Below are 21,838 nucleotides of genomic sequence, written 5' to 3'. Positions count from 1 at the left end.
ATGAAATCAAGACCAATAGCACATCAATTTGAGTTTTGGGCAAATTTAGGTAAGGTATGTGGCTATATTCATCAATATGATGGATATACCACACTCTTACCGAGTCAAGGTACTTGGCCCTCAAAAACATTCAATATTCGGAAAAATAGTATTTCAAAACTGAAAACTAAAATTTTGAAAAATAACATACCTAATGCTATTGCTTTAGATGCAGAAGATACAATCAATCAAATACTAATTGAACATCACTTCAAAATGACATCGGTTGTAGAAGGTATGTCAGTAAATATTTCGTCTGATATGGTGTTTAAAGAAAGCCCTAACATAATAAAAGTAGAAGATGAAACTGCAATTGCTATATTTTCGAGTATTGCTTCTAATGCCTTCGGTTATAATATTCATTTTTCCTCATTACTAGGGTTACTAAAAGATACAAATACCCAATTATTTCTAGGACAGTGTGAAGCTGAATTTGTTAGCTGTGGTATACTTTACTTAGATAAAAATGGTGATTCGGGCTTGCACATGATTGGAGCTAAAAAGGAACTAAGAGGTTTAGGACTTGGTAAAGAAATGACGCAGCATTTATTACATTATGCTTGCAAAAATGAAAGTACTCAAATTCATTTAGTGGCATCAACATTAGGAGCTCCTATTTATCGCAAATATGGCTTCACAAATAAAGGATACTTAAATTCATTTAAATTATAACACAGTAGTGTACTACTCAATTTCCTTAATTATGAAAACAGTTAGACGCCTATTAAAAATAATTATAATTCTAGTAACACTAGTCATTATAACATTAATCATTACATTGTTTGTGGATTATTATAATACAAATTATTTAAAAGTAAATACAAAATCTACTGCATCTAAGGATACCTATTTAATTACTAATGTGAATGTAATTCCAATGTATAAAGACACTATTTTGAAAAGTAAGATGGTGTTTATTAAAGACGGTATCATTCAAAAAATAGCAGATACTATTCTTATTGATGGTATTCAAAAATTTGATGGTCAAAATAAATTTCTAACTCCTGGTTTAATCGATATGCATGTTCATATATGGGATAGATATGAACTTGGTCTTTATTTGTCTAATGGCGTAACTGCCGTCAGAAACTTATGGGGAATGCCAATGCATCTTAGAATTAAAGAAGATGCAAATACTGGTGCAATCTATTCTCCAATAATAGTCACTACAGGTCCAAAATTGACGGGTCCGGAGTTTATCGGTGATGATAATTTAAACCTATTGAATCCGAAAGAAGCTAAAGAAAAAATAATGTCATACAAAGAGAGAGGATATGATCTGATTAAAACCTATTATGGTCTAGATAAAGAAATATTTGATGCGGTAATTGAGCAGACTAAGAAAAGTGATATGGATATAGTAGCACATCCATCTCAAAAAGTACCATTTTCATACCATTTAAATCCACAAATAAAGTCTATAGAACACGCAGAAGAAATTGTTCAACAAGCTTTAAAATTTGATTTAGACACTACAAAATTAAAAGGTATCATTGATACTATTTCAGTATCAAAGCATACAAGTTATTGTCCAACATTGATCGTTTTTAAAAATATTCACAATATGATGGGTAACGATTCGATTTTAGATTCTGAACCTATAAAGTATATGAATCCACTAATTAGGCAAGTTGATAGTAAAATGCAATTTGAACGATGGTATAACACAAAAATTAATGATTCATCAGCACTACATAGAATTGAAAAACAACATAAATTTCATTTAACCATAGTCGAATTGCTTCATAAAGCGAATGTAAATCTAATTTGTGGGACAGATGCAGGTATTGGCATAACAGTACCCGGATTTTCAATTCATAAAGAACTTCAATTTTATCAAGAGGCGGGTCTTTCTAATTATGAAGTCTTAAAAACAGCAACAGTTAACCCAACCAAGACACATTCGCATTTTGAATCTTTAGGAACTATTGAAGAAGGAAAAACAGCAAATCTATTGGTTTTAGATACGAATCCTTTAGATGACCTATCTGTACTCTCTGAGCCTTCAACTATATTTATAAAAGGAAAAAAAATAAATAGAGATAAGCTTAACTCTTTTAATTCAAAAGCTAAGAATAGAAAAAATTTAGTAGCAACTGCAATAAGATATGTAGAAAACTTATTGGTCGAAAAGTAAAAAAATAATCAAAACATTAATCACCCAATAGAAAAGTAACTAATTCTTTTAGTACTCATTTTCAGAAATTAAGACAAATATTACGGACACCTTTTAAAATCCAATGAATAAGTTCACAATCCAAACAAAAAAAAGTATTGGTAACCTGATTATCACCAATACTTTTCTCTTATGCATAAAAAGGCAAAAACATATACTACATATCTACTATTTAGTTTATGTTTAGTCCAACAATTCTAAATCAATAATAGTTCTAAGCTCATATTCCTGTTCATCACCATCTTCATCTGTTTCTGTTTCCCATTCTGTCTTAAAAGTGATGTTAAACTTTTTCCCAATAAATTTCTCATCACTAAGATTGTATTTTTCCAATACTTCAGGTTCTGCTTTAGGAAAAAGAACTATATCTTCATCACCATCTTCCGTAATATATTTAAATGTGAAATTTTCACCATCAAAACCATCAAAAACTCCTTCAATGATTTCCTTTTCCTGATTTGTTTCTTGTGCCTTTACTGTAGTGACACCGAAAAATAATACTATTATAATGAATGTTGTATTTATTAAATTTTTCATCTGTTTTATTTTTTGTCAGAAATGAATCAAATAAAAATTTCCTGCTTAGATAACCGCTACGGCTTTTATATAAAAAGTTTACTTACTAATAGACAAGCAAAAAATTAATCCTGTTTATACTCCATTTCATGATATGTAAGATTTAAGTTTTTTTATGATATAAAACCAGATTGTTATCACTTCAAGTCTGGTGCTTTTAGTAAATAATCTCTTAGATACTTACACGTGATGATTTCCTATACTTCTTTAACTACGATATTCTTTAAAGCTATATCGATTATACAATCTTTAGTTATTTTTATGCTAGTTCTAATTTTTCGATTCTAAAGGATACAAAATCCTCATCGTCATCCTCAACATACTCTGAGTATGTGATTTCAAAACTTTTGCCTTTAAAAGAATCTGATTTAAGATCAAATTTTCTAAGTGCAAGATTTGACACTTCTTCAAAAACAATGGTTTCACCATTTTCCATCTCAAATTGAAGGTACCCATCGTAGTTTTTTTTAAACACTCCGTACTCTACATTTTGATTAATAAAAACACCGTTCATAGATATTGATTTTAATAATTAATCTTACAAGGTTTAAATAAAGATTTCACCATTTTTCGGTCCGACTTACCAAAATATTTTAATGCATCCTTCCAATATATCCATGTAATTTTTGCAAACTTATCGGGCTCACTAAGTGAAAAAGATTTATCCGCATTTTTACAAACAAAATAATGTTTGGAAAGCTTTTGATTCTCATCCCAATCCAACGTTAAAGAATCGTAATAGTCCATATCTTGTTCAGAAAGTTGTACACCTGTCTCTTCATACGTTTCTCGGATAAGACCTTTTTCTGGAGTTTCTCCTTTTTTTAAAAACCCTCCTATTAATCCATATTCTAATCGATTACTGATCTTTTGAAATACTAATAGTTCATCTCCTTGATAGACTATTAATCTTGATTTTTGTTTGTGTTTTTTAATTTTCATAAAGACTCATTGAAACTTATACAAACTATGATAATTTTTGTACAAAAAGATCTACTACCTCAACCATAATCAGAATGATAATAATCCATTCGAGTGTACTACTCTGCCTATGGAACATAATATCCTTAAAGAGTTCCAAGTTTTCCTTAATAATTTCTATTTGATCATGAATACTACGATAGCGGTCTTTTACATCAAAAACTCTTTTTAAATCCTGATCTAACTTATTTAAAGTTTCGTCTTCCCATGAGACATCATGCGAATCAAAAATGTAAAGATTCTCAGAAATTTTGTTTTTAATATTCAACACACGTCCTATATACCTTTTCAATTTTTTACCACTGATATCTAACCTCCCATTTTCTTCGAGATAGGAAGTATGTACTCTGGTGTCTTCTAATATTTTTTCAGAAATATTAGCATACTTATCCAAGGCAACAGATTGAGCAACATTAAGCATTATTAGTCGTATAGATTCTACATCAAACTGTTGTAATGATACGTTTCCGAAAGACACCATATTAACATTACTATCGACTATGATATCCATACTTTCTGAGATCTCTTCTGAAATGCTATTTTTACTATAGTCTAAAATTTCTAAATAGTTCTTCTTTATATCTTCATCTGAAAGATTGTAAAAACAAATCACTCCATATTTGAAAACATATATGTATTGCATAGAATACAGTTCATAAAACAATTCATCGCTATCAGAGAATAAAAGCTTTGCCTCAAAGTTTTTTTTACAATTCCTTATCGAAATTGTCTCAGCAATTTGAACAGCGTATGCCTTTGTTTTCATTTCATCAAACGGTGAAAATCTCACCAGAATTCTTAAAACTTTTAAACTCTACCATGTACCCATTAGGATCTTTGACAAAGAAGGAAAGATGTTCCCCTACTTTGTTTTCAAAAAAGGTTACTTCGGTAGTCACTTCCAGATCCATAGAGAACAAACGTGAATACAATTTCCCCCAAGTTTCGACATCAATTATTACTCCGAAGTGAAAAGACGGTAATATCTGATCTCCTAAGCGATAATTCTTAAAATCGAAATTAAAAGTACCAGCTTTGGTAAATGTAATTTGATTTCCGTACAAATTGATATCTACCCAGTTATCTGTATCTCTTCCTAGTTTTGCACCCAACTTATAGGTGTAAAAGTCTTTTGTTTTTTCCAGATCTTCACAAGGAAGTGCCAGATGGAATTCAGCTTTTTTCATCTTATGATATTTTATTCTTCTTCTACATTAGAACCATCTGGTAAATCCAGATTTTTTTCACTAGAACTTTCATTGGTGTCATCAAAATCTTCCATAGCGGCCACTAAACGTTTACTTACTTTAACAAGATAAAGTGTATCTTCTGTTGTTACTTCTACACATTCCACAATTTCGTTTTGCGCATTTCTAAAAGTGATAACATCTCCATCACCATATCCATCCGGGTACTTATTGACTAATAGATCTAAAATCTTATTATTGAGTTTTTTAAAATCTACTATAACTCGTTTTAAATGTACGTTTCGTTGTGTTTTCATCTTTTTACATATCTAATAAATAGCCAAATATTAATGGTGCTACGATGGTTGCATCACTCTCTATTACAAATTTTGGAGTATCAATATCTAGCTTACCCCATGTAATCTTTTCATTAGGTACTGCACCAGAATAAGAACCATAACTTGTGGTAGAATCACTAATCTGACAGAAATAATTCCAAAATGGAGTATCTGTCCTTTCTAAATCCTGATATAACATTGGTACTACACAAATAGGAAAATCACCAGCAATACCACCTCCTATTTGGAAAAACCCTATACCGTCTTTAGAGTTTTCTGTGTACCAATCTGCCAAAAATGTCATATACTCTATTCCAGATTTCATGGTGCTTGCTTTCAGCGCTCCCTTCATTACATAGCTCGCAAAAATATTCCCCATAGTACTATCTTCCCATCCAGGAACCACCATAGGTAGATTAGCTTTGGCAGCAGCGTACATCCAAGAGTCTTTGATGTCAATTTCATAATATTCTTCCAATACTCCAGAGAGCAAAAGCTTATACATAAACTCATGCGGAAAATATCGCTCTCCTGCTTCTTCTGCATCTTTCCAAATTTTAAAAATATGCTCCTGCAGCCTTCTAAAAGCTTCCTCTTCTGGTATGCAAGTGTCTGTAACACGATTGAGACCTTTTTCTAATAACTCCCATTCCTGTTGTGGTGTTAAATCTCTATAATTTGGTACCCGTTCATAATGGCTATGCGCCACTAGATTCATAATATCTTCTTCAAGATTTGCTCCAGTACAAGAGACAATATGCACTTTATCTTCTCGAATCATTTCAGCAAATATTTTCCCTAATTCTGCAGTACTCATAGCTCCTGCAAGAGAGACAAGCATCTTACCTCCTTTTTCTAATTGAGATTCATATGCTTTTGCTGCATCTACAACAGTCGCTGCATTAAAATGAAGAAAATATTTTTCTATAAATTTTGAAATTTCACCTTTACTTTTCATCGTATTCTTCGTAACTAGATTTAAATTTTTTTACTGTTTCATTATCCTTAACATCCTCATCTTCATCGATTGTATCTTCTGTGTCCTCAAACTTATAAGACAACATTTTATAGTATAATTTTGCAGCAGCAAAATCAGATGGCTTACTCGTTTCATTAGGACATAATTCCACGATATCAAATCCTACCACATTCTTTTCTGCAAAAACTTTTCTCAAGAATTCTAAGGTTTCATACCAGAACAATCCTCCTGGTTCGGGTGTTCCAGTTGCTGGTAATATAGAAGGATCAAATGCATCTAAATCAAACGTGATATATACGTTATCCGTCATAAGTTCGATTGCATTATCCATCCAATAATCGTCATTTGCCATTTCATGGGCAAAAAACACCTGATCATCATTCATTACCAAGTTTTCTGAAGCATCCATACTTCGTATTCCTACTTGAATCAAATTGGTTTTCTCATTGGCCTCATACATAGCACAAGCATGATTATACTTAGAACCATTATATTCTTTTCTCAAATCTGCATGTGCATCAATCTGTAACACCGTAAGGTTATTAAAACACTCATCAAAAGCTCTGATAGCTCCAATTGAGATAGAATGTTCTCCTCCAAATAGGGTTACAAACTTATTCCTCTTTATGTTGTTTTTGGTAGTATTATATACTGCCTCTACCATAGATTCTGGAGTATCATTCTCTGTAATTGGTTCTAATAAACATATCCCTTTTGTATATACTTCGCTGTCTGTTTCTATATCGTATAACTCCATATTTTCAGAAGCTTCTAGAAATGCCTCAGGACCTTTGTCTGCCCCTTTGCCCCATGTACTGGTTCCATCATAGGGAACGGGTACTAATACTATTCGAGATTTTTCATAGCCTGCAAATTTTTCAGAAATGCCAGCATATGTGTTACTAGTTTTCATTGTATTAAATTATAAATGGTTTTAAATAATAGTTTCTAATTGATGGCTGTTTTGCTCCAGATGTAAAGGTTGTTCTTGTTTTTGATAACCAAGAATGGATAATAATTGTTCTGAAGTTTGTTGTTCTGCAAAAACAGAAGTCACTAAATTTCCATCCTGATTTCGATCAATAATAATATGCTTTGGTTGTGGAATCAAACAATGTTGTAATCCTCCGAATCCTCCGATGGTTTCCTGATATGCTCCTGTATTAAAGAAACCTATATATAGTGGTTTTTCTTTTTTATACTTAGGCAAATAGATTGCATTCATATGTTGCTCAGAGTTGTAATAATCATCGCTATCACAAGTAAGACCTCCTAGTAACACACGTTCATATTCTTCATTCCAGCGATTAACAGCAAGCATTATAAAACGTTTATTGATAGCCCATGTATCAGGTAAAGTAGTAATGAATGAAGAATTAATCATATTCCACTTTTCGCGATCATTTTGCTGTTTTTGATATAATACTTCATAAATAGCTCCTCCACTTTCTCCTACTGTGAAGCTACCAAACTCCGTAAAAATATTTGGTACATCTACTCGAGCTTCTTCACAAGCAATTTGAATTTGATTTATAATCTCATTTACCATATAACCATAGTCATAATCAAATCCTAAGGAGTTTTTGATCGGGAAACCACCTCCAATATTCAGGCTATCTAAAGATGGACATATTTTTTTGAGGCTTATATATACTTTGAGACATTTTAATAATTCATTCCAATAATAAGCAGTATCACGAATCCCTGTATTAATAAAGAAATGTAACATCTTTAGTTCTACTTGAGGGTTCGCTTTAATCTGGTTATTGTAAAAAGGAACAATATTACGATAGCCTATTCCTAAACGAGAAGTATAAAATTCAAATTTTGGTTCTTCTTCGGAAGCAATACGAATACCAACTTGAAACTTATCATTAATACTATCGCTTAGTAAAGATAATTCTTCATAATTATCAATAATAGGAATACACTTTTGATGACCATTATTAATAAGCCTTGCTATATTTTGGATGTATTGATCTCTTTTAAAACCATTACAAATGACATAAGTATGATCATTAATTTTACCTTGAGCTTTTAGATTTTCAACAATATCAATATCAAAAGCAGAAGAGGTTTCGATATGAATATCATTTTTTAACGCCTCATTCAACACATGTTGAAAATGAGAGCTTTTGGTACAGTAACAATAGTTATAAGTACCTGCGTAATTATTAACTTTAATCGCGTTATCAAACCATTTTTTGGCTCTGTTAATATTTTCAGATATTTTGGGCAAGTATGTAAATTTTAAAGGTGCTCCATATTTAGCTATTAACGCCATTAGGTCAATTCCATGAAATTGTAGCTTGTCATCCTCTAGATTAAACTCTTGCTGAGGAAAATAAAAAGTTTGATCAATAAGATCGATATATTTAGTTTTCATTGATATGATTATGTAACATATACGGAGTACTCCTCTAGAAAAACAAACAAATAAAAAGTCTGAACATTCTATGGATAATCCATATTGTAAGATTGAAAAAATTGTAAAAAGATGCGATAAATGACGTTATGTCAATAGATCAATCTATCTCATACACGAATGATAGAAATCGTATGGGGAACGAATTTTATTCGTTCTAAAAACTGAAGTGCAATTGTATATTTTTTAGAAGTCAGCCTGAGAATTCGGTTCCCTATCCCTAAGGCAGCTTTTGGAGTAGACTTCTTTATTCTCCTAAGCCCGAATCTGAAAAAAGATTCCATCTTATTTAGGCAATGCGTCTGATTGTACAGACTCATTTGTTAACAGTTAATCAAACATAGTAAAAAAACCAATATCAAAAACTTTTTTACATATTTTTTTTAAAAATTATTTCGCTTCGCAAATTTCAACCAAACTAAACCTAACACTTTAAATACCAACAGATTAACAAGAAAACAACTCCTGGATTTATAATTTAAAACTGCGAATTATTTTCACTCCTCTACGAATTCTACTTTTATGAAGTCGAAAAATCATTTAACTCTCTTCTCCACAGATAATAAACATACTTTAGACAATTATAAAATTGGTCAACCAATTTTATAATAATGATAAACTCCATAAAAAAATTAAAACTACACTATCAATCTAACAACAATGAAAAAAATACTATTACTCTTATTAATCTTTACCACCTGGAATTCCTTTTCTCAAACTACAGTCAATTCTTTACAACAATTATTACCTTATTTAAATGACAATAATGTACAAGTAAAATTAGCTCCTGGCATCTATAATATTTCAGCTACTGATGTTGCCGCAGGAAAATTTAGCAACCCACTTTTTCTTTTCGAAGGGAATAACAGTACTTATGATTTCACAGGTGTTACTATCAATTTTGATACAGATATTTTTACAGCATTTGGAAACATCGGTGTTGAAGAACTCAAAGTAGTTGGCAATAACAATGTGCTTAAAAATTTAAAGATGGTAGATGTAGGTAGTGTATATGATAGACCTACAAGAACAGCACTTGGTATAAGTTTACAAGGTCAAGATAATTTGATCGAAGGTTTCGACATGACCATTGTAGGATCTCAACCATATGGATATGGTGATGCTTTTGGTAAAGGATCTGGATATGTTATCAAACATTTCAAACATTCGGCAATATTAGTTGGAGGAAATAGAAATCATGTAAAAGACTGTAACATAAAGCATAGAGCCTATGGGCATGGAGTCTTTATGCAAGGAGCAGTTGATGCGTTGATTGAAAGTGTTTATCTAGAAGGAGAAGTGAGATCTACTGATGATATGTTGGCTGGAGCTTATGAAGGAGATGGAGTCACCGGTGAAGATGTGGATTGGATGACTGTTTGGGGGTTTCCGCTTCCTGCTGGTCATACAATGAGTCTACAGGAAGATGGAATTAGAACGTATACCAGAGGGACTACTATAATTAATGGAGAAACAATCTCTGATAGAAGAACAACAAATATTACCATTAAAGACTGTACTATAAAAAAGATGCGCTCCGGATGTTCTATAACTTTAACAGCTGGAACAAAATATATTGAAAACACTACTGCTATTAGTTGTGAAACTGGTTTTGGAGCAGGTAATGGTGGTCAAGTAGTAAATTGCTTTGCAGATGCCGCAATAGGACCTGTTTACAGAAACGCTTACAATACTACTAATAATTTTAAGGGTGAGATCACTGTTATTCCACCAGAAAATGGATACTACAATGGAGCTAATTGCCTAGCTTATTTAGGTGGAAATAATCATGAGGTAATTCTTAGAAATGCTGAGCCAAATTTACCCTCTAATCTAGCAATCATGTTTGGGGGAGATTTTTTAGCACATCGTTTTTTAAGTGATGATACTAATGTAGATCACCCATCAAGAGATGTTTCTCTTATTAATTATACAACTGCACCAATTTTAATATCATCCGAAAGTTCAGGAAATCAAATTGAAACCTGTTCTACCGTGACTAATAATGGTTCTAATAACAGTATCTCACAATTAAATGACTGTGATACTGTTCCACCGCCAAGTTCAAGCTTTACTCCAGATCCTAATAAAACTTATTATATAGACAACCCATATCACAACCTTCGATTAGCTTCTAGCGGATCTAGCGAAGATGCATATACTACATCTACCCAGACTACAGGAGATGATGTAGCCTGGAAATTTGTAGATAAAGGTAATGGATACTGGCATATACAAAGGGCAGCCGGAGGTCCTAAACCACGCTTACGGACAGATAATTCAGAACTGGCAGATATGCAAGCAATCACTAATTCAGGTACATATACTTATTATGATTTTACTCAAGGGGCTGGTGCTAACACACATTATATAACACTTCCCGATGGTCCTTCAGGGCGTCAACGCTTACAAATCAACAATTCAGGTTTAGTTCGTTTTATGAGTTCTAGTTTAAATGGTACTTGGGAATCATTTACAATTACCGAGATAAACAGTAATAATATAGTTCATATTACCAAACGTAATGCTCCGAACTTTGCGATTGATGGAATGAATGGTGGTGCTAATGGTCAAAATGTATACTTATGGTCTGCAAATGAAAATAATGATAACCAACAATGGATTGAGATTGATCGTGGTAATGGCTATTATTCTTATCAAAAAGTAGGAACTAATTATTGTATCGATGGTAACAATCAAGGTGCTAATCGACAGAACGTATACCTATGGAGTTGTGGAGAAAACAACCAAAATCAACAATGGCAAAAAGTAGCAATTGGAGGAGGTGCATATAAACTCATTAAGCGAAATGCTCCTGGATATGCTCTTGATGGAGGTTCTAATGGTGCAAATGGTCAAAATATACAACTGTATGATGCATCAAATACCAGTCAAAACTTACAATGGATTATTACTCCAATTAATGACACGAAATCCCCAGAGGTTACTGATGAAAATACTATAATCTTATATCCAAATCCCGTAGTAAGTACTGTAACTATAGTAGGGGCTGATAATTCAATTATCAGAGTGTATGATATGAATGGAAAAGAGGTATGGTCAAAATATGTTTCTAGTAATAACGAAACTATAGATTTAAGTTTTCTTTCTTCTGGTATTTATTATGCTAAGGTAAATGGCTCACAGAGCTTTTCTACAATTAAAATAGCAAAACAATAATCTAATAATTAAGAATATAATTTAATGTTAATATAAAACAACAATGAAAAAAATAGTATCAATTTCTTTGCTTTTAGTAGGTCTATTTGCTTCACAACTAAGTTTTGCTCAAAGAACGATTTCTAGTCTTCAAGAATTTATAGAACTTCAAGATGCAAGTAATCAGAATATCAAAATGACACCAGGTACTTATCATATCTCGTTGTCAACAAAAACTTTATTTGATGGTGATGATTGGATTGTGCGTACAACAGGTTCGTGGCCAGGACTTTTTAACTTTACAGGTAGTAATAATATCTTCGATCTAACAGGGGTAACGTTCACTTTTGATTCTACTATAATCAATGACATGCCTAATTTAGCGCATGGAAGTTTAGTAAGATTGGGAGGAATTGATAATACTTGGGTAGGATTTAATCTGCAAGAATTGCCTAGCAGTAATGGAAATTATGGATACTACATTCATGTTTCGGGTGGTGTCGTTGTGGAAATAACTGGAAGTGGGCATCGTTTTGAAGACTTTACCCTAAAAGCACGTTATTCTCATCCATATGGTTTTGGATCGCTCTACGGAAAAACAGGTAGTAGTAGTGGCATGCTACCTGGATCTCGTTTGGGAAAAAAGAGTGGCGTCATCCTTTCAAATTTAACCAATAGTACTTTTACAAATGTTTTAGTAGACCATAGTGCTTTTGGTCATACCTTATTTTTTAATGGACCAATTAACAATGTTGTTGTAGAAAATGTAACCATTATAGCTGAATCAAGATCAACAAATGATCTTCGTCAAAATGGTATAGGCGGTACAGATCGTAATGGAGTACCCTTTGGAGTTAATTATCAAGGAAACGTTTTGTTTGGAGCCTCAGATAATGATGCCTTTTTTGATCTTTTTGATACAAATAATTTAGATCAGTGCCAAAATTTAGATGGCGGTTCTCAAAGATCTCCAATCCGTAATAATTATCAATTTAGTTTGGTTGAAGGTGCATTTAGGGGCTATACCCAAGGTGAAATAGAAAACCTTACCATTCGTAATGCTTATGTTGAAGGAGCACGAAGTGGTATCGCAATGGATATTGCTAATCGAGGTTTTGTAGTTGAAGGCATGACCGTAAAAGGAGTTGCTGGTCATGGAGTTCCTGCATGTAATGGAGCCTGGAATAGTACGAACGGAGGTGAAGGTGATGCTACCGCTTTTGGTGTTCCCTCATATGCGGTTATTAAAAATGCTCAAGCTGATGCTGCATATGCCACAGTTTTAGAACTTGCTGGAGCACGACAAGAAGTTACAGCTGATATTGAAGTACTAGATCCGGATAATGGCTATTTACGCCCGTCTGGCTCCACAGCATTAGCACTAATAAGTGGTAGTGATCATAAACTCCGATTATGGAAACGTGATGGACAAGCCCTGGATAAAGACTTAGTCATAAAAGTAGGTAATCAAGCTACCTCAGGTATTTTGCTCTGCAATATGACTAAACAATCTGTAACATTATCCAATAATGTAACTAACTCCACAATTTATTCTATTGGAAACGTAGTAGATTCTAGTAATGGCTCCAATACAATTATAAATGTATCCAACCTGAACCAGGAACCTTGCGAATGTAGTTCTATTACCAATGATAGTTGTGTGGATAATTCATTCACTCCCGATCCTAATAAAACGTATTATATCGATGCACCGCATCATAATCTTCGGTTAGCAGCAGACGGCAGCAATGAAGATCCTTATGCTACTGCTATCAATACTACAGGAGCAGATGTAGAGTGGAAATTTGTAGACAAAGGAAATGGATACTGGCATATACAAAGAGCCGCTGGAGGAAGTGTTCCTAGACTTAGAACCGATAATAGTTTATATGCAGATATGCAGGCAACTGCGAATTCAGGAACCTATACCTATTATGAATTTACAGAAGGGACAATAAATAACACACACTTTATCACACTTCCAGATGGTCCGACTAATTTTAAACGATTACAAATGACTCCTAATGGCGAGGTTCTATTTTTCCCTACTACCTCCAATGGTACTTGGGAATCCTTTAGGTTTACAGAAGTAGTCACTGGTGAACAAATCGTACATATTACCAAAAGAAATGCTCCGGGATTTGCTATTGATGCTCCGGGATCTACTCCGTCCAATGGAGATCAAGTGTATTTATGGTCATCCAATCAAAACAATGCAAACCAACAATGGGTTGAGATCGATCGTGGTAATGGATATTACTCCTACAGAAAAAAAGACACAAATTACTGTATAGATGGTAACAACGGAGGAGCGGATCGACAGAATGTCCATTTATGGACCTGTGATCTAAACAATCAAAACCAACAGTGGCAAAAAGTAGCTGTTGATGGAGGCGCCTATAAATTGATAAAACGCAATGCTTCAGGATATGCAATAGATGGAGGTTCCAACGGGGCAAATGGACAAAACGTGCAGCTTTATAATTCAGCTAACACTAGCCAAAACTTACAGTGGATTATCACACCAATTAATGACATCAAAGCTCCAGAACCTTCCGAAGATAAAACTATCATCGTATACCCTAACCCTTTGGTAAATAAGTTTAACATAGAAGGAGCTGAAAATTCCATAATTCGAATATATGATATAAATGGAAAAAGGGTTTTTACCAAACATATTTCCGAGGATTCAGAAACTATAGATATAAGCTCATTTGCTCAAGGGCTGTATTACCTAAAGGTGAATACATCCAAAAGCATCCGTACAATTAAAATTAGTAAACAATAAAACTCTTTAAACTTAAAACCATGAAAAATGTAACCCCATCTAAAAACAGTATTTTGACAATACTATACGGTTTTTTCGCTCTACTTGTTCAGTTTAGTTATGCTCAGGATTTCAATGTATTAGTATTCCATGAAACCAATGGGTTTAGACATACTGGCGCTATTAATGCCAGTATTGCTATGTTAGAAGATCTAGGGGCCAATGCAGATCATGATACGTGGTCTGTTGATGATACCAGAGATGCATCTGTTTTTACGGATCAAAATCTAGCGAATTATGATGTCATTATATTTTCAAATACATCAGGTGGAGATTTATTAGATGATAATCAGAAGAATGCCATGGAAACATTCATACAAAATGGTGGTGGTTTTGTTGGTTTTCATGCAGCTAGTGATACATACAGAGGCACCAATGCAGGTTCTACATGGCCATGGTATAATGAGCTTGTTGGGGCAATTGTACAAACAAACCCTTACCATACTTCTAATAATTTCCCTGGTATGATGAATGTTTTGGTAGATCATCCCATTATCAATCATATAGGAAATCCAGGAGATATATGGTCTCATGAGGAAGAATGGTATTATTGGGAGCTAAACGGCGGACAATTAAGTGATACTAATTTTGATCTTTTAGAAGTACAAGCAACAGGGAATCAAAGTTATGATGCCACTCGTCCTATTACCTGGTTAAAAGAATTCGACGGAGGAAGATCATTTTATACAGCTCTAGGTCATAATGCTACTACATATAATGATAATGAAACTTTTAGAAGAATGATCGAAAAAGCAGTGCTTTGGGTAGCAGATCGATTAGATGCAAATGAGCCTGTTAATGATTGTGGTGCCACTTTAACTAGTCAATGGACAGATCTTCTAGAAAATGATTTAGATTGTTGGGAAATATGGATGGGAGTGCCACATAGTACAACTGGATTACCTGGTGCTAGTGATAATGTTACCAATGGATCTGGAACTCCTCTGGGATTAAACAATGATCCTCGAAATGTGTTTTCTATAATTGAAGAAAATGGTGAAAAACAACTCTATATTACTGGCGAGGTTTATGGAGGATTAACTACTTTAAATGAATTTGAGAATTATCATCTAAGCATGGAATTTAAATGGGGAGAACTAAAGTGGGAACCCAGATTAAATCGCCTTAGAGATAGTGGTATTTTATATCATTGTAATGGAGAACACGGAACGTTTTGGGATGTTTGGAAGTCTTCATTGGAGTTTCAAGTGCAAGAAGGAGACTTAGGAGATTATATTGGTTTAGCAGGAACGAAAGGTTTGGTTCCTTCAGAAAACAGAAATGGATTGACATTTACTCCTATGGCCCCATTGAATACGGGAACACTAATTAGAGCTGGATCAAACCCAGAATTTCCAAATGGAGAATGGAATTTATTAGAAGTTATTGTAATTGGTGATAGAGCCATTCATTATGTGAATGGTGTTATGGTTAATGCATTGCAAGATGCTACCTGGAATGGAAATACAGTAACCAGTGGACAAATACAAATACAATCTGAAGGAGCAGAATTATACTATCGGAATATTAGGATAAAGTCAGAAACTGAATTCCCAGCAGAAGATGTTGCAACACTAGGATGGGACGATGATACTACTCCTACTCCAACCTGTGATACTGATGCTCCCATAGGACAAATGATTGCGCTTAAAAAATCCGGTGGTGATCAAAAATGGGTTACTATCGATCCTTCTAATTCCAGCCTTATTGCAAATGGTGAAATTGCTGATAGAGCATTATTTTATATAGAAGAACATCCCAATGGTTGTATCGCTCTTAAATCGGTAGCTACCGATAAATATGTACAAGTAGTTCGTAATTCGAGAACCACACCTATTCGCGCTACAGGTAACGCTCCAGGAACTTGGGAAAATTTTGGTTGGGAACCCAAAGGAAATAATCAAGTTGCATTAAAAAGTTTATTTAATAATGGATGGGTACAAGCTAATTGGAATATCAATAACACATCACTTTTTCCTGCTGGAAATGCGGATGGCACATGGGAAACTTTTGATTTCGAAATCATAGATAATTCTCCGACAACTACTATCGTACATATTACAAAACGTAATGCTCCAGGTTTCGCTCTAGATGGAGATCATGGTGGTGCAAATGGACAAAATGTGTATTTATGGTCTGAGAATTCAAGCAATGTGAATCAACAATGGATTGAGATTGATCGTGGTAATGGATATTATTCATATCAAAAAATTGGAACAAATTATTGTATCGATGGAGATCATGATGGTGCTAATGGACAAAATGTGTATTTATGGAATTGTGCCGAAAACAATCAAAATCAGCATTGGTTAAAAGTAGATGTAGGAGATGGAGCTTTTCAATTAGTTAAACGTAATGCTTCAGGTTTTGCCATCAATGGTGGTAATGCGGGATCCAATGCTCAAAACGTTAACCTATATGATTCTTCTAATACAAGTCAAAATCTTCATTGGATCATTACTCCGATTGATGATATCAAAGCACCAGAAATTTTAGAAAACACTAATATCATCTTATATCCTAATCCAGCTGCCAACTCTATTACTATTGAAGGCGCTTCAAATGCTCTAGTCCGTATCTACGATATCAATGGAAAGGTTGTTTTAAACAAAAGTTTAAGCTCCGAAAATGAGATCATAGATATACATACTTTTGCTAAAGGAATGTATTATCTAAAAATTCTCGGTGATACGGAAAATAAGATAATAAAATTTGTAAAGTTATAAACCCTTTAAAAATGATTTAAATGCTAAACTAAATTATACAAATCGATAATTTAGTTTAGTATTCTATCACAAAATTGAAAGTTCTTGCAAAATAAACAGACTATTTACTCATCAAAAAACTAGTAGCATGAGTAAAAGTTTTATTAGTGATATCGCTTTTAGTCCAGAAGTTAAAAAACGCCAAGAAGAGATGGGTTCTCGAAAGACCTATCAAAAAATGGCAGAGCGTAGAGATTGGCAAGATACTATAACGGAAGGATTAGAATCATTCCTTGCGCTAAGAGATTCATTTTATATGGCTTCCGCAAACAACGAAGGCCAACCTTACATTCAGCATAGAGGTGGACCGAAAGGTTTCCTGAAAGTTTTGGATGAAAAACATTTGGCATTTGCAGATTATTCTGGAAACAGACAATACATTTCTGTGGGTAATTTTGATGTAAATAACAAAGTACATCTCTTTTTAATGGACTATCCAAATAGAATGCGAATAAAAATTTGGGGAGAAATCGTTCCTCAGACTGAAGAAGACGTTACTCTTTTTGAAAAAGTTTCAGATAAAGATTATGCGGCTAAAGTAGAACGGATTATTAAAATTAAAATCAAAGCTTGGGATGTAAACTGTCCCCAACATATAGAACAACGATTTACAATAGAGGAATTTCAACCTAGAATACAACGATTAGAAAACAAAATAGAAGAACTAGAAAAACAACTAAAAGAATTTCAAGACAAGAAATAACACTAATCTGTTTCTTTAAAAGAAGTACCGAAATTACAAAACATAACGTAATCTAAACGTGATAAATCTGGGAAGAATAAAAGTCTCTGTAGAAGAAACAAACAAATTATTTGCTGTATTATTTACTCTAGATTGCACATCTAATATATTCGTGGCTCTAAGTTCATATTCCCATTTAGCATCTTTATCTTTTCTATAAGATAAGGTAGCATTCCATGTATCAAATGACTGAGCATTACCTCCTGATCTACGTTGTCTAGTATAGGTGTAATCGGTAACAAAAGTTAACGATTTCCAGATATATGCATCAAAATCTATAGAAGGAGCATCCGTATAAAAAGTGGTTTTATTAGACCCTTGTGTATTGTTTGTAATACTATAATTATAGCGCACACTTATATTTGGTGCCTTTTTAAAATTTGTTCGTAAAGCTGGAGTATAACTCTGTGTAAAGCCTTCATTTACCGAACGTCGATCCTGAATAAATTGATTAATCTTGTTATAATTATAGTTTACATTTAGCGTTGCCCTTAGCTTACCAAAAGTTCGTTGTATACGACCAAAAGCAGAAAGATTTTCATCCGCGAAACTAGAATTAAAAAATGTGCTAGTGGTAATAACATTGTCAAAACTAGTTAAACCGCGAATTTGATCTATGTTTTTAGAATAGGCTAGTCTTGCAAAAATATTTGTGTAATTAAATAAGTTGAAACTAGAATAAAACAAACTCAAATTATGAGATAACGCATTCTGTAACTCTGGCTCTCCAAATTGAATACTATTAAAATTATTTAGCACGAGGCCTTGAGCTAATCGAGTTACATCAGTAAATTGATTTCTCATATCATACCGAAACGTAAGACTTTCATTTTTCTTAAACTGAATACGTGTTTCAAAATCTGGAAGTACTCTAAAAAAGTTTTCTTCAAAACGTTCCTCAAATTGGGTGTTCTTATTTCCATAGGAATGTAATGATACACCAGGCGTGATGATAAACTTACCTGTTTTAAAACGATAATGAGCTCCTAGATAAACATCACTAAAAGTATATTTGGTATCATTTGTTGCCCTTCCTTCATTAAAAATAGGAATAGGATCCAAGGTTGTATCTGATGTTAAAAATTGAAACAATCTAGAATCAAATTTTTGTTGACTAAAAATTGATCCGAAAGTTATATTAAGATTACTTTTTGCATTAATAATATAAAAATAGTCAATCTTTGCGTCTAATTGATTCGATTTAATTCTTCTATTTTGACCAAGGTTATAATTCTGAAGGCTTGTATCTAAACCAAGAACTGCTGCAGTGTTATCAAATGGATCATTAGAATCCGGATCAGTGTTGTTAGCGGGATCATTAGTAAGTTGCGCATTATAGAAAGGATCTTCATCCTTTATCAGATGTTCTGCTTCTAACGCAAAAATACTTTTTTCATTTAGTGTATAGTAATATTTCAAACTTTGGTTAATACTATAAGGCGTATTCTCTTCATTTTCTGTTGTACTACCTAAAACAGAAGAGAAAAAGTTTTGATTTTGAACATCTTTAGAAATTCTTCCTAAAACATCATAATCTACTTGATTACTCACATTAGGCTTATAAGATGCACTTAATTTAAGGAGTCCTTGATCTGATTTTTCTTGATTACTTTGTTCGGTTGATTCATCCGGAATACCCAGATCAGCATCTGTATATTGATTAAAACTTAACTGTCTCGAGGACAGATCACTTACATTAAAAATAGCAAAACCACTGATATCTAATAATTTATTAGGCGAATAACTAAAATTTGCAGCTCCCAATATATTTTCGATATCTGTAGCATTATTCTGATTGGTCAAAAATCCTAAGTCATTATTTCCTAAGTTAATACTGGTTCCACTACTTCTACTTGGAGCTCTAAATCCACCTCCAAAACTTCGAATATCTCTTCTGGATAATGCAACATCTCCAGTATTATTAAAATCCCCAATAAAGTTAACACTATACTTTGGACTGTAGTAAAACAATTTGGGTTGTACTACATATAGTCCTTCATCAGTTGATGCTCCTCCACCAACCGTAACGTTTCCAAACCAAAAACTTTCTTTTCCTTCTTTCAGTTTAATATTTAGTGCTACATTATCTTGATTATTCGTTACTCCACGTAATTGACCTACTTCAGCATAATTTCTTAATACTTGTATTTTGTCAACTGCTTTGGACGGAATATTTTTAGTGGCTACCTTAGTATCTCCATCAAAAAAATCTTTTCCATTCACCATCAGTTTGTTTACTACCTTACCTTCTACTTCGACTTGTCCTTCTTCATTAATCTCTACTCCTGGTAAATTTTCTAATACATCTTCCAGTTTACGTTCGGTTCCTGTATTAAAAGAATCCGCATTATATATGAGTGTATCTCCTTTTACAGTTACCGGCATTTCATAGGTGATCTGAACCTCATCAAGAGCATTGCCGAGCTTTAAAACAATATTTTTAGTAATATCTTCTTCTCCTGTAGAAATAATCTCTTCATAACTTTCCATCCCCACATAACTGGCGGTAATTTTATATTTGGTATTTGTACTCAGTTCGAGCTTATATTTTCCATTAGTATTAGAAGTACCATAGGCTTGCAAAATGTTCTTTTCCTGATTAAAAGCTACAACATTCGCAAGTTCTAACGGATTGCCCAGGCTATCTTTTACTATTCCCTGAAGCTGAATTTGGCCAAAGGAATTAGATATAGCAATACAGCTAAATAATAAAATAAGTAAAAATCTCATGAATCTGTGATAGGTAAGGATCTACAATAACTCAATTATCTTCCTGTTCTTCCTGGTCGTTGTCTTCCTCTATTATTCCGCATTTCTTGCATCTTTCCAGTAATGATTTCTTTGTACTCCTTTTTAGTTACAACCTTACCTTTTTTTGGAGCTTCTATAGATGACTTTTCTTCTGGGTTCATAACTACCTTAAAACACAGCATGGTAGTATTGCCAACATTTACCTCTAGAATTAATCCTGGTAATCCCCAATATTCAGAGGGTCCAGAACTAACAGGAATGTTAAGCGTATACCAAGCAGTTACTTCAGTCATGTTGACTTCCTCACCTTTTTCTTTATCTGCTGCTCTTAATTCGCTCCATGAAAAATCATACCATGTAAGATCGGCAGTAGGTATCGCAGCTGTTGCCTTATAACAAGTATAACCCCCTATTTGTTTAGTTTCAGCTCCCATTTTCCAATCTATGGATGGAAGTTTATCTTTAACCAAAAAGTTTTTTCCATAAAACTCCTGCTTTTGAACAAGTTCGTTGGTTTTCACATTCTTATATTGTGCTCCAGGTGAGAAATTCTTTCCCCAAGTATCTGTAGCTCCAGAAAGTACATCCACATCCAATTTCTCATCCTCTTTAAAGGTTGATCCAACTTTATCAAAAGTTAAGATGTATGTTTTTTCTAATCGATTCTTCAATCGTGCAGCTACTTGTTTTTTCTGAGCTTCACTTAATCGCGCTCCCCAACTTCCTAATTCCATGGTGGATTTTGAATAATAATAGGCTTTCCCCTGAAAATCTTGGGAAAAAATATTTAATGAGAAAAAAAGAAAGAATAAAAACGGTAAGGGCCTGCTAGTAAAATTTTTCATCTAAGATTAGTTTTGTTTAACTAATATATAAAAATGTTAAACAAGTGA

Annotated in this window: 17 protein-coding genes; 6 read left to right on the top strand and 11 right to left on the bottom strand. The window is 33.3% G+C overall.

From position 1 onward, the window contains the following. Together ABD077_RS20800 and ABD077_RS20795 are read left to right on the top strand one after the other, a co-directional pair. On the top strand, positions 1 to 711 hold the full coding sequence (locus ABD077_RS20800) for a GNAT family N-acetyltransferase (RefSeq protein ID WP_343914150.1): 711 nt from the start codon (positions 1 to 3) through the stop codon (positions 709 to 711). A 31-nt stretch (positions 712 to 742) separates the two neighbouring features. Next, positions 743 to 2,176 (top strand): amidohydrolase family protein, encoded by a 1,434-nt coding sequence (locus ABD077_RS20795; protein ID WP_343914149.1) that lies wholly within the window; start codon positions 743 to 745, stop codon positions 2,174 to 2,176. A gap of 222 nt (positions 2,177 to 2,398) precedes the next feature. On the opposite strand, the gene ABD077_RS20790 is transcribed toward ABD077_RS20795, so the two are convergent. The 9 genes from ABD077_RS20790 to ABD077_RS20750 all read right to left on the bottom strand — a co-directional run bounded on the left by ABD077_RS20790 (position 2,399) and on the right by ABD077_RS20750 (position 8,662). Continuing rightward, positions 2,399 to 2,752 carry a hypothetical protein gene (locus ABD077_RS20790; protein ID WP_343914148.1) on the bottom strand — a complete coding sequence of 118 codons (354 nt, stop codon included), beginning with the start codon at positions 2,750 to 2,752 and terminating at the stop codon, positions 2,399 to 2,401. A 298-nt stretch (positions 2,753 to 3,050) separates the two neighbouring features. Then, entirely contained in the window at positions 3,051 to 3,305 is a 255-nt protein-coding gene (locus ABD077_RS20785; RefSeq protein ID WP_343914147.1) for a hypothetical protein, read from the bottom strand. A gap of 11 nt (positions 3,306 to 3,316) precedes the next feature. Continuing rightward, positions 3,317 to 3,733: an NUDIX hydrolase gene (locus ABD077_RS20780; protein ID WP_343914146.1), complete on the bottom strand. Its 417-nt coding sequence runs from the start codon at positions 3,731 to 3,733 to the stop codon at positions 3,317 to 3,319. Positions 3,734 to 3,758: 25 nt separating this feature from the next. Next, on the bottom strand, positions 3,759 to 4,538 hold the full coding sequence (locus tag ABD077_RS20775; protein ID WP_343914145.1) for an RMD1 family protein: 780 nt from the start codon (positions 4,536 to 4,538) through the stop codon (positions 3,759 to 3,761). 4 nt (positions 4,539 to 4,542) lie between these two features. Continuing rightward, positions 4,543 to 4,959, bottom strand: a complete 417-nt coding sequence (locus tag ABD077_RS20770) for a VOC family protein (protein WP_343914144.1) — start codon at positions 4,957 to 4,959, stop codon at positions 4,543 to 4,545. An 11-nt stretch (positions 4,960 to 4,970) separates the two neighbouring features. Next, positions 4,971 to 5,276: a hypothetical protein gene (locus ABD077_RS20765; protein ID WP_343914143.1), complete on the bottom strand. Its 306-nt coding sequence runs from the start codon at positions 5,274 to 5,276 to the stop codon at positions 4,971 to 4,973. Between the two features lie 4 nt (positions 5,277 to 5,280). Next, positions 5,281 to 6,255, bottom strand: coding sequence for a deoxyhypusine synthase family protein (locus tag ABD077_RS20760; protein ID WP_343914142.1), 975 nt, complete (start codon positions 6,253 to 6,255; stop codon positions 5,281 to 5,283). Further along, a complete protein-coding gene (gene speB, locus ABD077_RS20755) occupies positions 6,245 to 7,189 on the bottom strand; it encodes an agmatinase (RefSeq protein ID WP_343914141.1) in 945 nt (314 codons plus the stop codon). The genes ABD077_RS20760 and speB overlap by 11 nt, the downstream gene beginning before the upstream one ends. A 21-nt stretch (positions 7,190 to 7,210) precedes the next feature. Beyond that, positions 7,211 to 8,662, bottom strand: a complete 1,452-nt coding sequence (locus ABD077_RS20750) for an arginine decarboxylase (RefSeq protein ID WP_343914140.1) — start codon at positions 8,660 to 8,662, stop codon at positions 7,211 to 7,213. A 699-nt stretch (positions 8,663 to 9,361) separates the two neighbouring features. Between ABD077_RS20750 and ABD077_RS20745 the strand changes: the two genes are divergently transcribed. The 4 genes from ABD077_RS20745 to ABD077_RS20730 all read left to right on the top strand — a co-directional run bounded on the left by ABD077_RS20745 (position 9,362) and on the right by ABD077_RS20730 (position 18,155). After that, positions 9,362 to 11,881 carry an RICIN domain-containing protein gene (locus ABD077_RS20745; RefSeq protein WP_343914139.1) on the top strand — a complete coding sequence of 840 codons (2,520 nt, stop codon included), beginning with the start codon at positions 9,362 to 9,364 and terminating at the stop codon, positions 11,879 to 11,881. A 43-nt stretch (positions 11,882 to 11,924) separates the two neighbouring features. Then, the gene (locus tag ABD077_RS20740) at positions 11,925 to 14,648 is read left to right on the top strand and encodes an RICIN domain-containing protein (RefSeq protein ID WP_343914138.1); all 2,724 of its coding nucleotides are present in this window, start codon (positions 11,925 to 11,927) and stop codon (positions 14,646 to 14,648) included. 20 nt (positions 14,649 to 14,668) lie between these two features. Beyond that, positions 14,669 to 17,413 (top strand): ThuA domain-containing protein, encoded by a 2,745-nt coding sequence (locus ABD077_RS20735; protein ID WP_343914137.1) that lies wholly within the window; start codon positions 14,669 to 14,671, stop codon positions 17,411 to 17,413. 127 nt (positions 17,414 to 17,540) lie between these two features. Next, positions 17,541 to 18,155: a pyridoxamine 5'-phosphate oxidase family protein gene (locus tag ABD077_RS20730; protein WP_343914136.1), complete on the top strand. Its 615-nt coding sequence runs from the start codon at positions 17,541 to 17,543 to the stop codon at positions 18,153 to 18,155. A gap of 33 nt (positions 18,156 to 18,188) precedes the next feature. Here the strand turns inward: ABD077_RS20730 and ABD077_RS20725 are convergent, their stop codons facing one another. Then, a complete protein-coding gene (locus tag ABD077_RS20725; RefSeq protein WP_343914135.1) occupies positions 18,189 to 20,924 on the bottom strand; it encodes a TonB-dependent receptor in 2,736 nt (911 codons plus the stop codon). 35 nt (positions 20,925 to 20,959) lie between these two features. Next, positions 20,960 to 21,790: a GLPGLI family protein gene (locus ABD077_RS20720; protein WP_343914134.1), complete on the bottom strand. Its 831-nt coding sequence runs from the start codon at positions 21,788 to 21,790 to the stop codon at positions 20,960 to 20,962. Between the last annotated feature and the right edge of the window lie 48 nt (positions 21,791 to 21,838).

It is taken from the genome of Aquimarina litoralis, from assembly GCF_039523995.1.
In the GTDB taxonomy this organism is placed as follows: domain Bacteria; phylum Bacteroidota; class Bacteroidia; order Flavobacteriales; family Flavobacteriaceae; genus Aquimarina; species Aquimarina litoralis.
This window is presented reverse-complemented; position numbering and strand designations above follow the sequence as displayed.

Bases quoted from the DNA above. Each gene is read 5' to 3' on its own strand.
- ABD077_RS20800 (WP_343914150.1), top strand. From the start codon at position 1: ATGAAATCAAGACCAATAGCACATCAATTTGAGTTTTGGGCAAATTTA.
- ABD077_RS20795 (WP_343914149.1), top strand. From the start codon at position 743: ATGAAAACAGTTAGACGCCTATTAAAAATAATTATAATTCTAGTAACA.
- ABD077_RS20790 (WP_343914148.1), bottom strand. From the start codon at position 2,752: ATGAAAAATTTAATAAATACAACATTCATTATAATAGTATTATTTTTC.
- ABD077_RS20785 (WP_343914147.1), bottom strand. From the start codon at position 3,305: ATGAACGGTGTTTTTATTAATCAAAATGTAGAGTACGGAGTGTTTAAA.
- ABD077_RS20780 (WP_343914146.1), bottom strand. From the start codon at position 3,733: ATGAAAATTAAAAAACACAAACAAAAATCAAGATTAATAGTCTATCAA.
- ABD077_RS20775 (WP_343914145.1), bottom strand. From the start codon at position 4,538: ATGAAAACAAAGGCATACGCTGTTCAAATTGCTGAGACAATTTCGATA.
- ABD077_RS20770 (WP_343914144.1), bottom strand. From the start codon at position 4,959: ATGAAAAAAGCTGAATTCCATCTGGCACTTCCTTGTGAAGATCTGGAA.
- ABD077_RS20765 (WP_343914143.1), bottom strand. From the start codon at position 5,276: ATGAAAACACAACGAAACGTACATTTAAAACGAGTTATAGTAGATTTT.
- ABD077_RS20760 (WP_343914142.1), bottom strand. From the start codon at position 6,255: ATGAAAAGTAAAGGTGAAATTTCAAAATTTATAGAAAAATATTTTCTT.
- speB (WP_343914141.1), bottom strand. From the start codon at position 7,189: ATGAAAACTAGTAACACATATGCTGGCATTTCTGAAAAATTTGCAGGC.
- ABD077_RS20750 (WP_343914140.1), bottom strand. From the start codon at position 8,662: ATGAAAACTAAATATATCGATCTTATTGATCAAACTTTTTATTTTCCT.
- ABD077_RS20745 (WP_343914139.1), top strand. From the start codon at position 9,362: ATGAAAAAAATACTATTACTCTTATTAATCTTTACCACCTGGAATTCC.
- ABD077_RS20740 (WP_343914138.1), top strand. From the start codon at position 11,925: ATGAAAAAAATAGTATCAATTTCTTTGCTTTTAGTAGGTCTATTTGCT.
- ABD077_RS20735 (WP_343914137.1), top strand. From the start codon at position 14,669: ATGAAAAATGTAACCCCATCTAAAAACAGTATTTTGACAATACTATAC.
- ABD077_RS20730 (WP_343914136.1), top strand. From the start codon at position 17,541: ATGAGTAAAAGTTTTATTAGTGATATCGCTTTTAGTCCAGAAGTTAAA.
- ABD077_RS20725 (WP_343914135.1), bottom strand. From the start codon at position 20,924: ATGAGATTTTTACTTATTTTATTATTTAGCTGTATTGCTATATCTAAT.
- ABD077_RS20720 (WP_343914134.1), bottom strand. From the start codon at position 21,790: ATGAAAAATTTTACTAGCAGGCCCTTACCGTTTTTATTCTTTCTTTTT.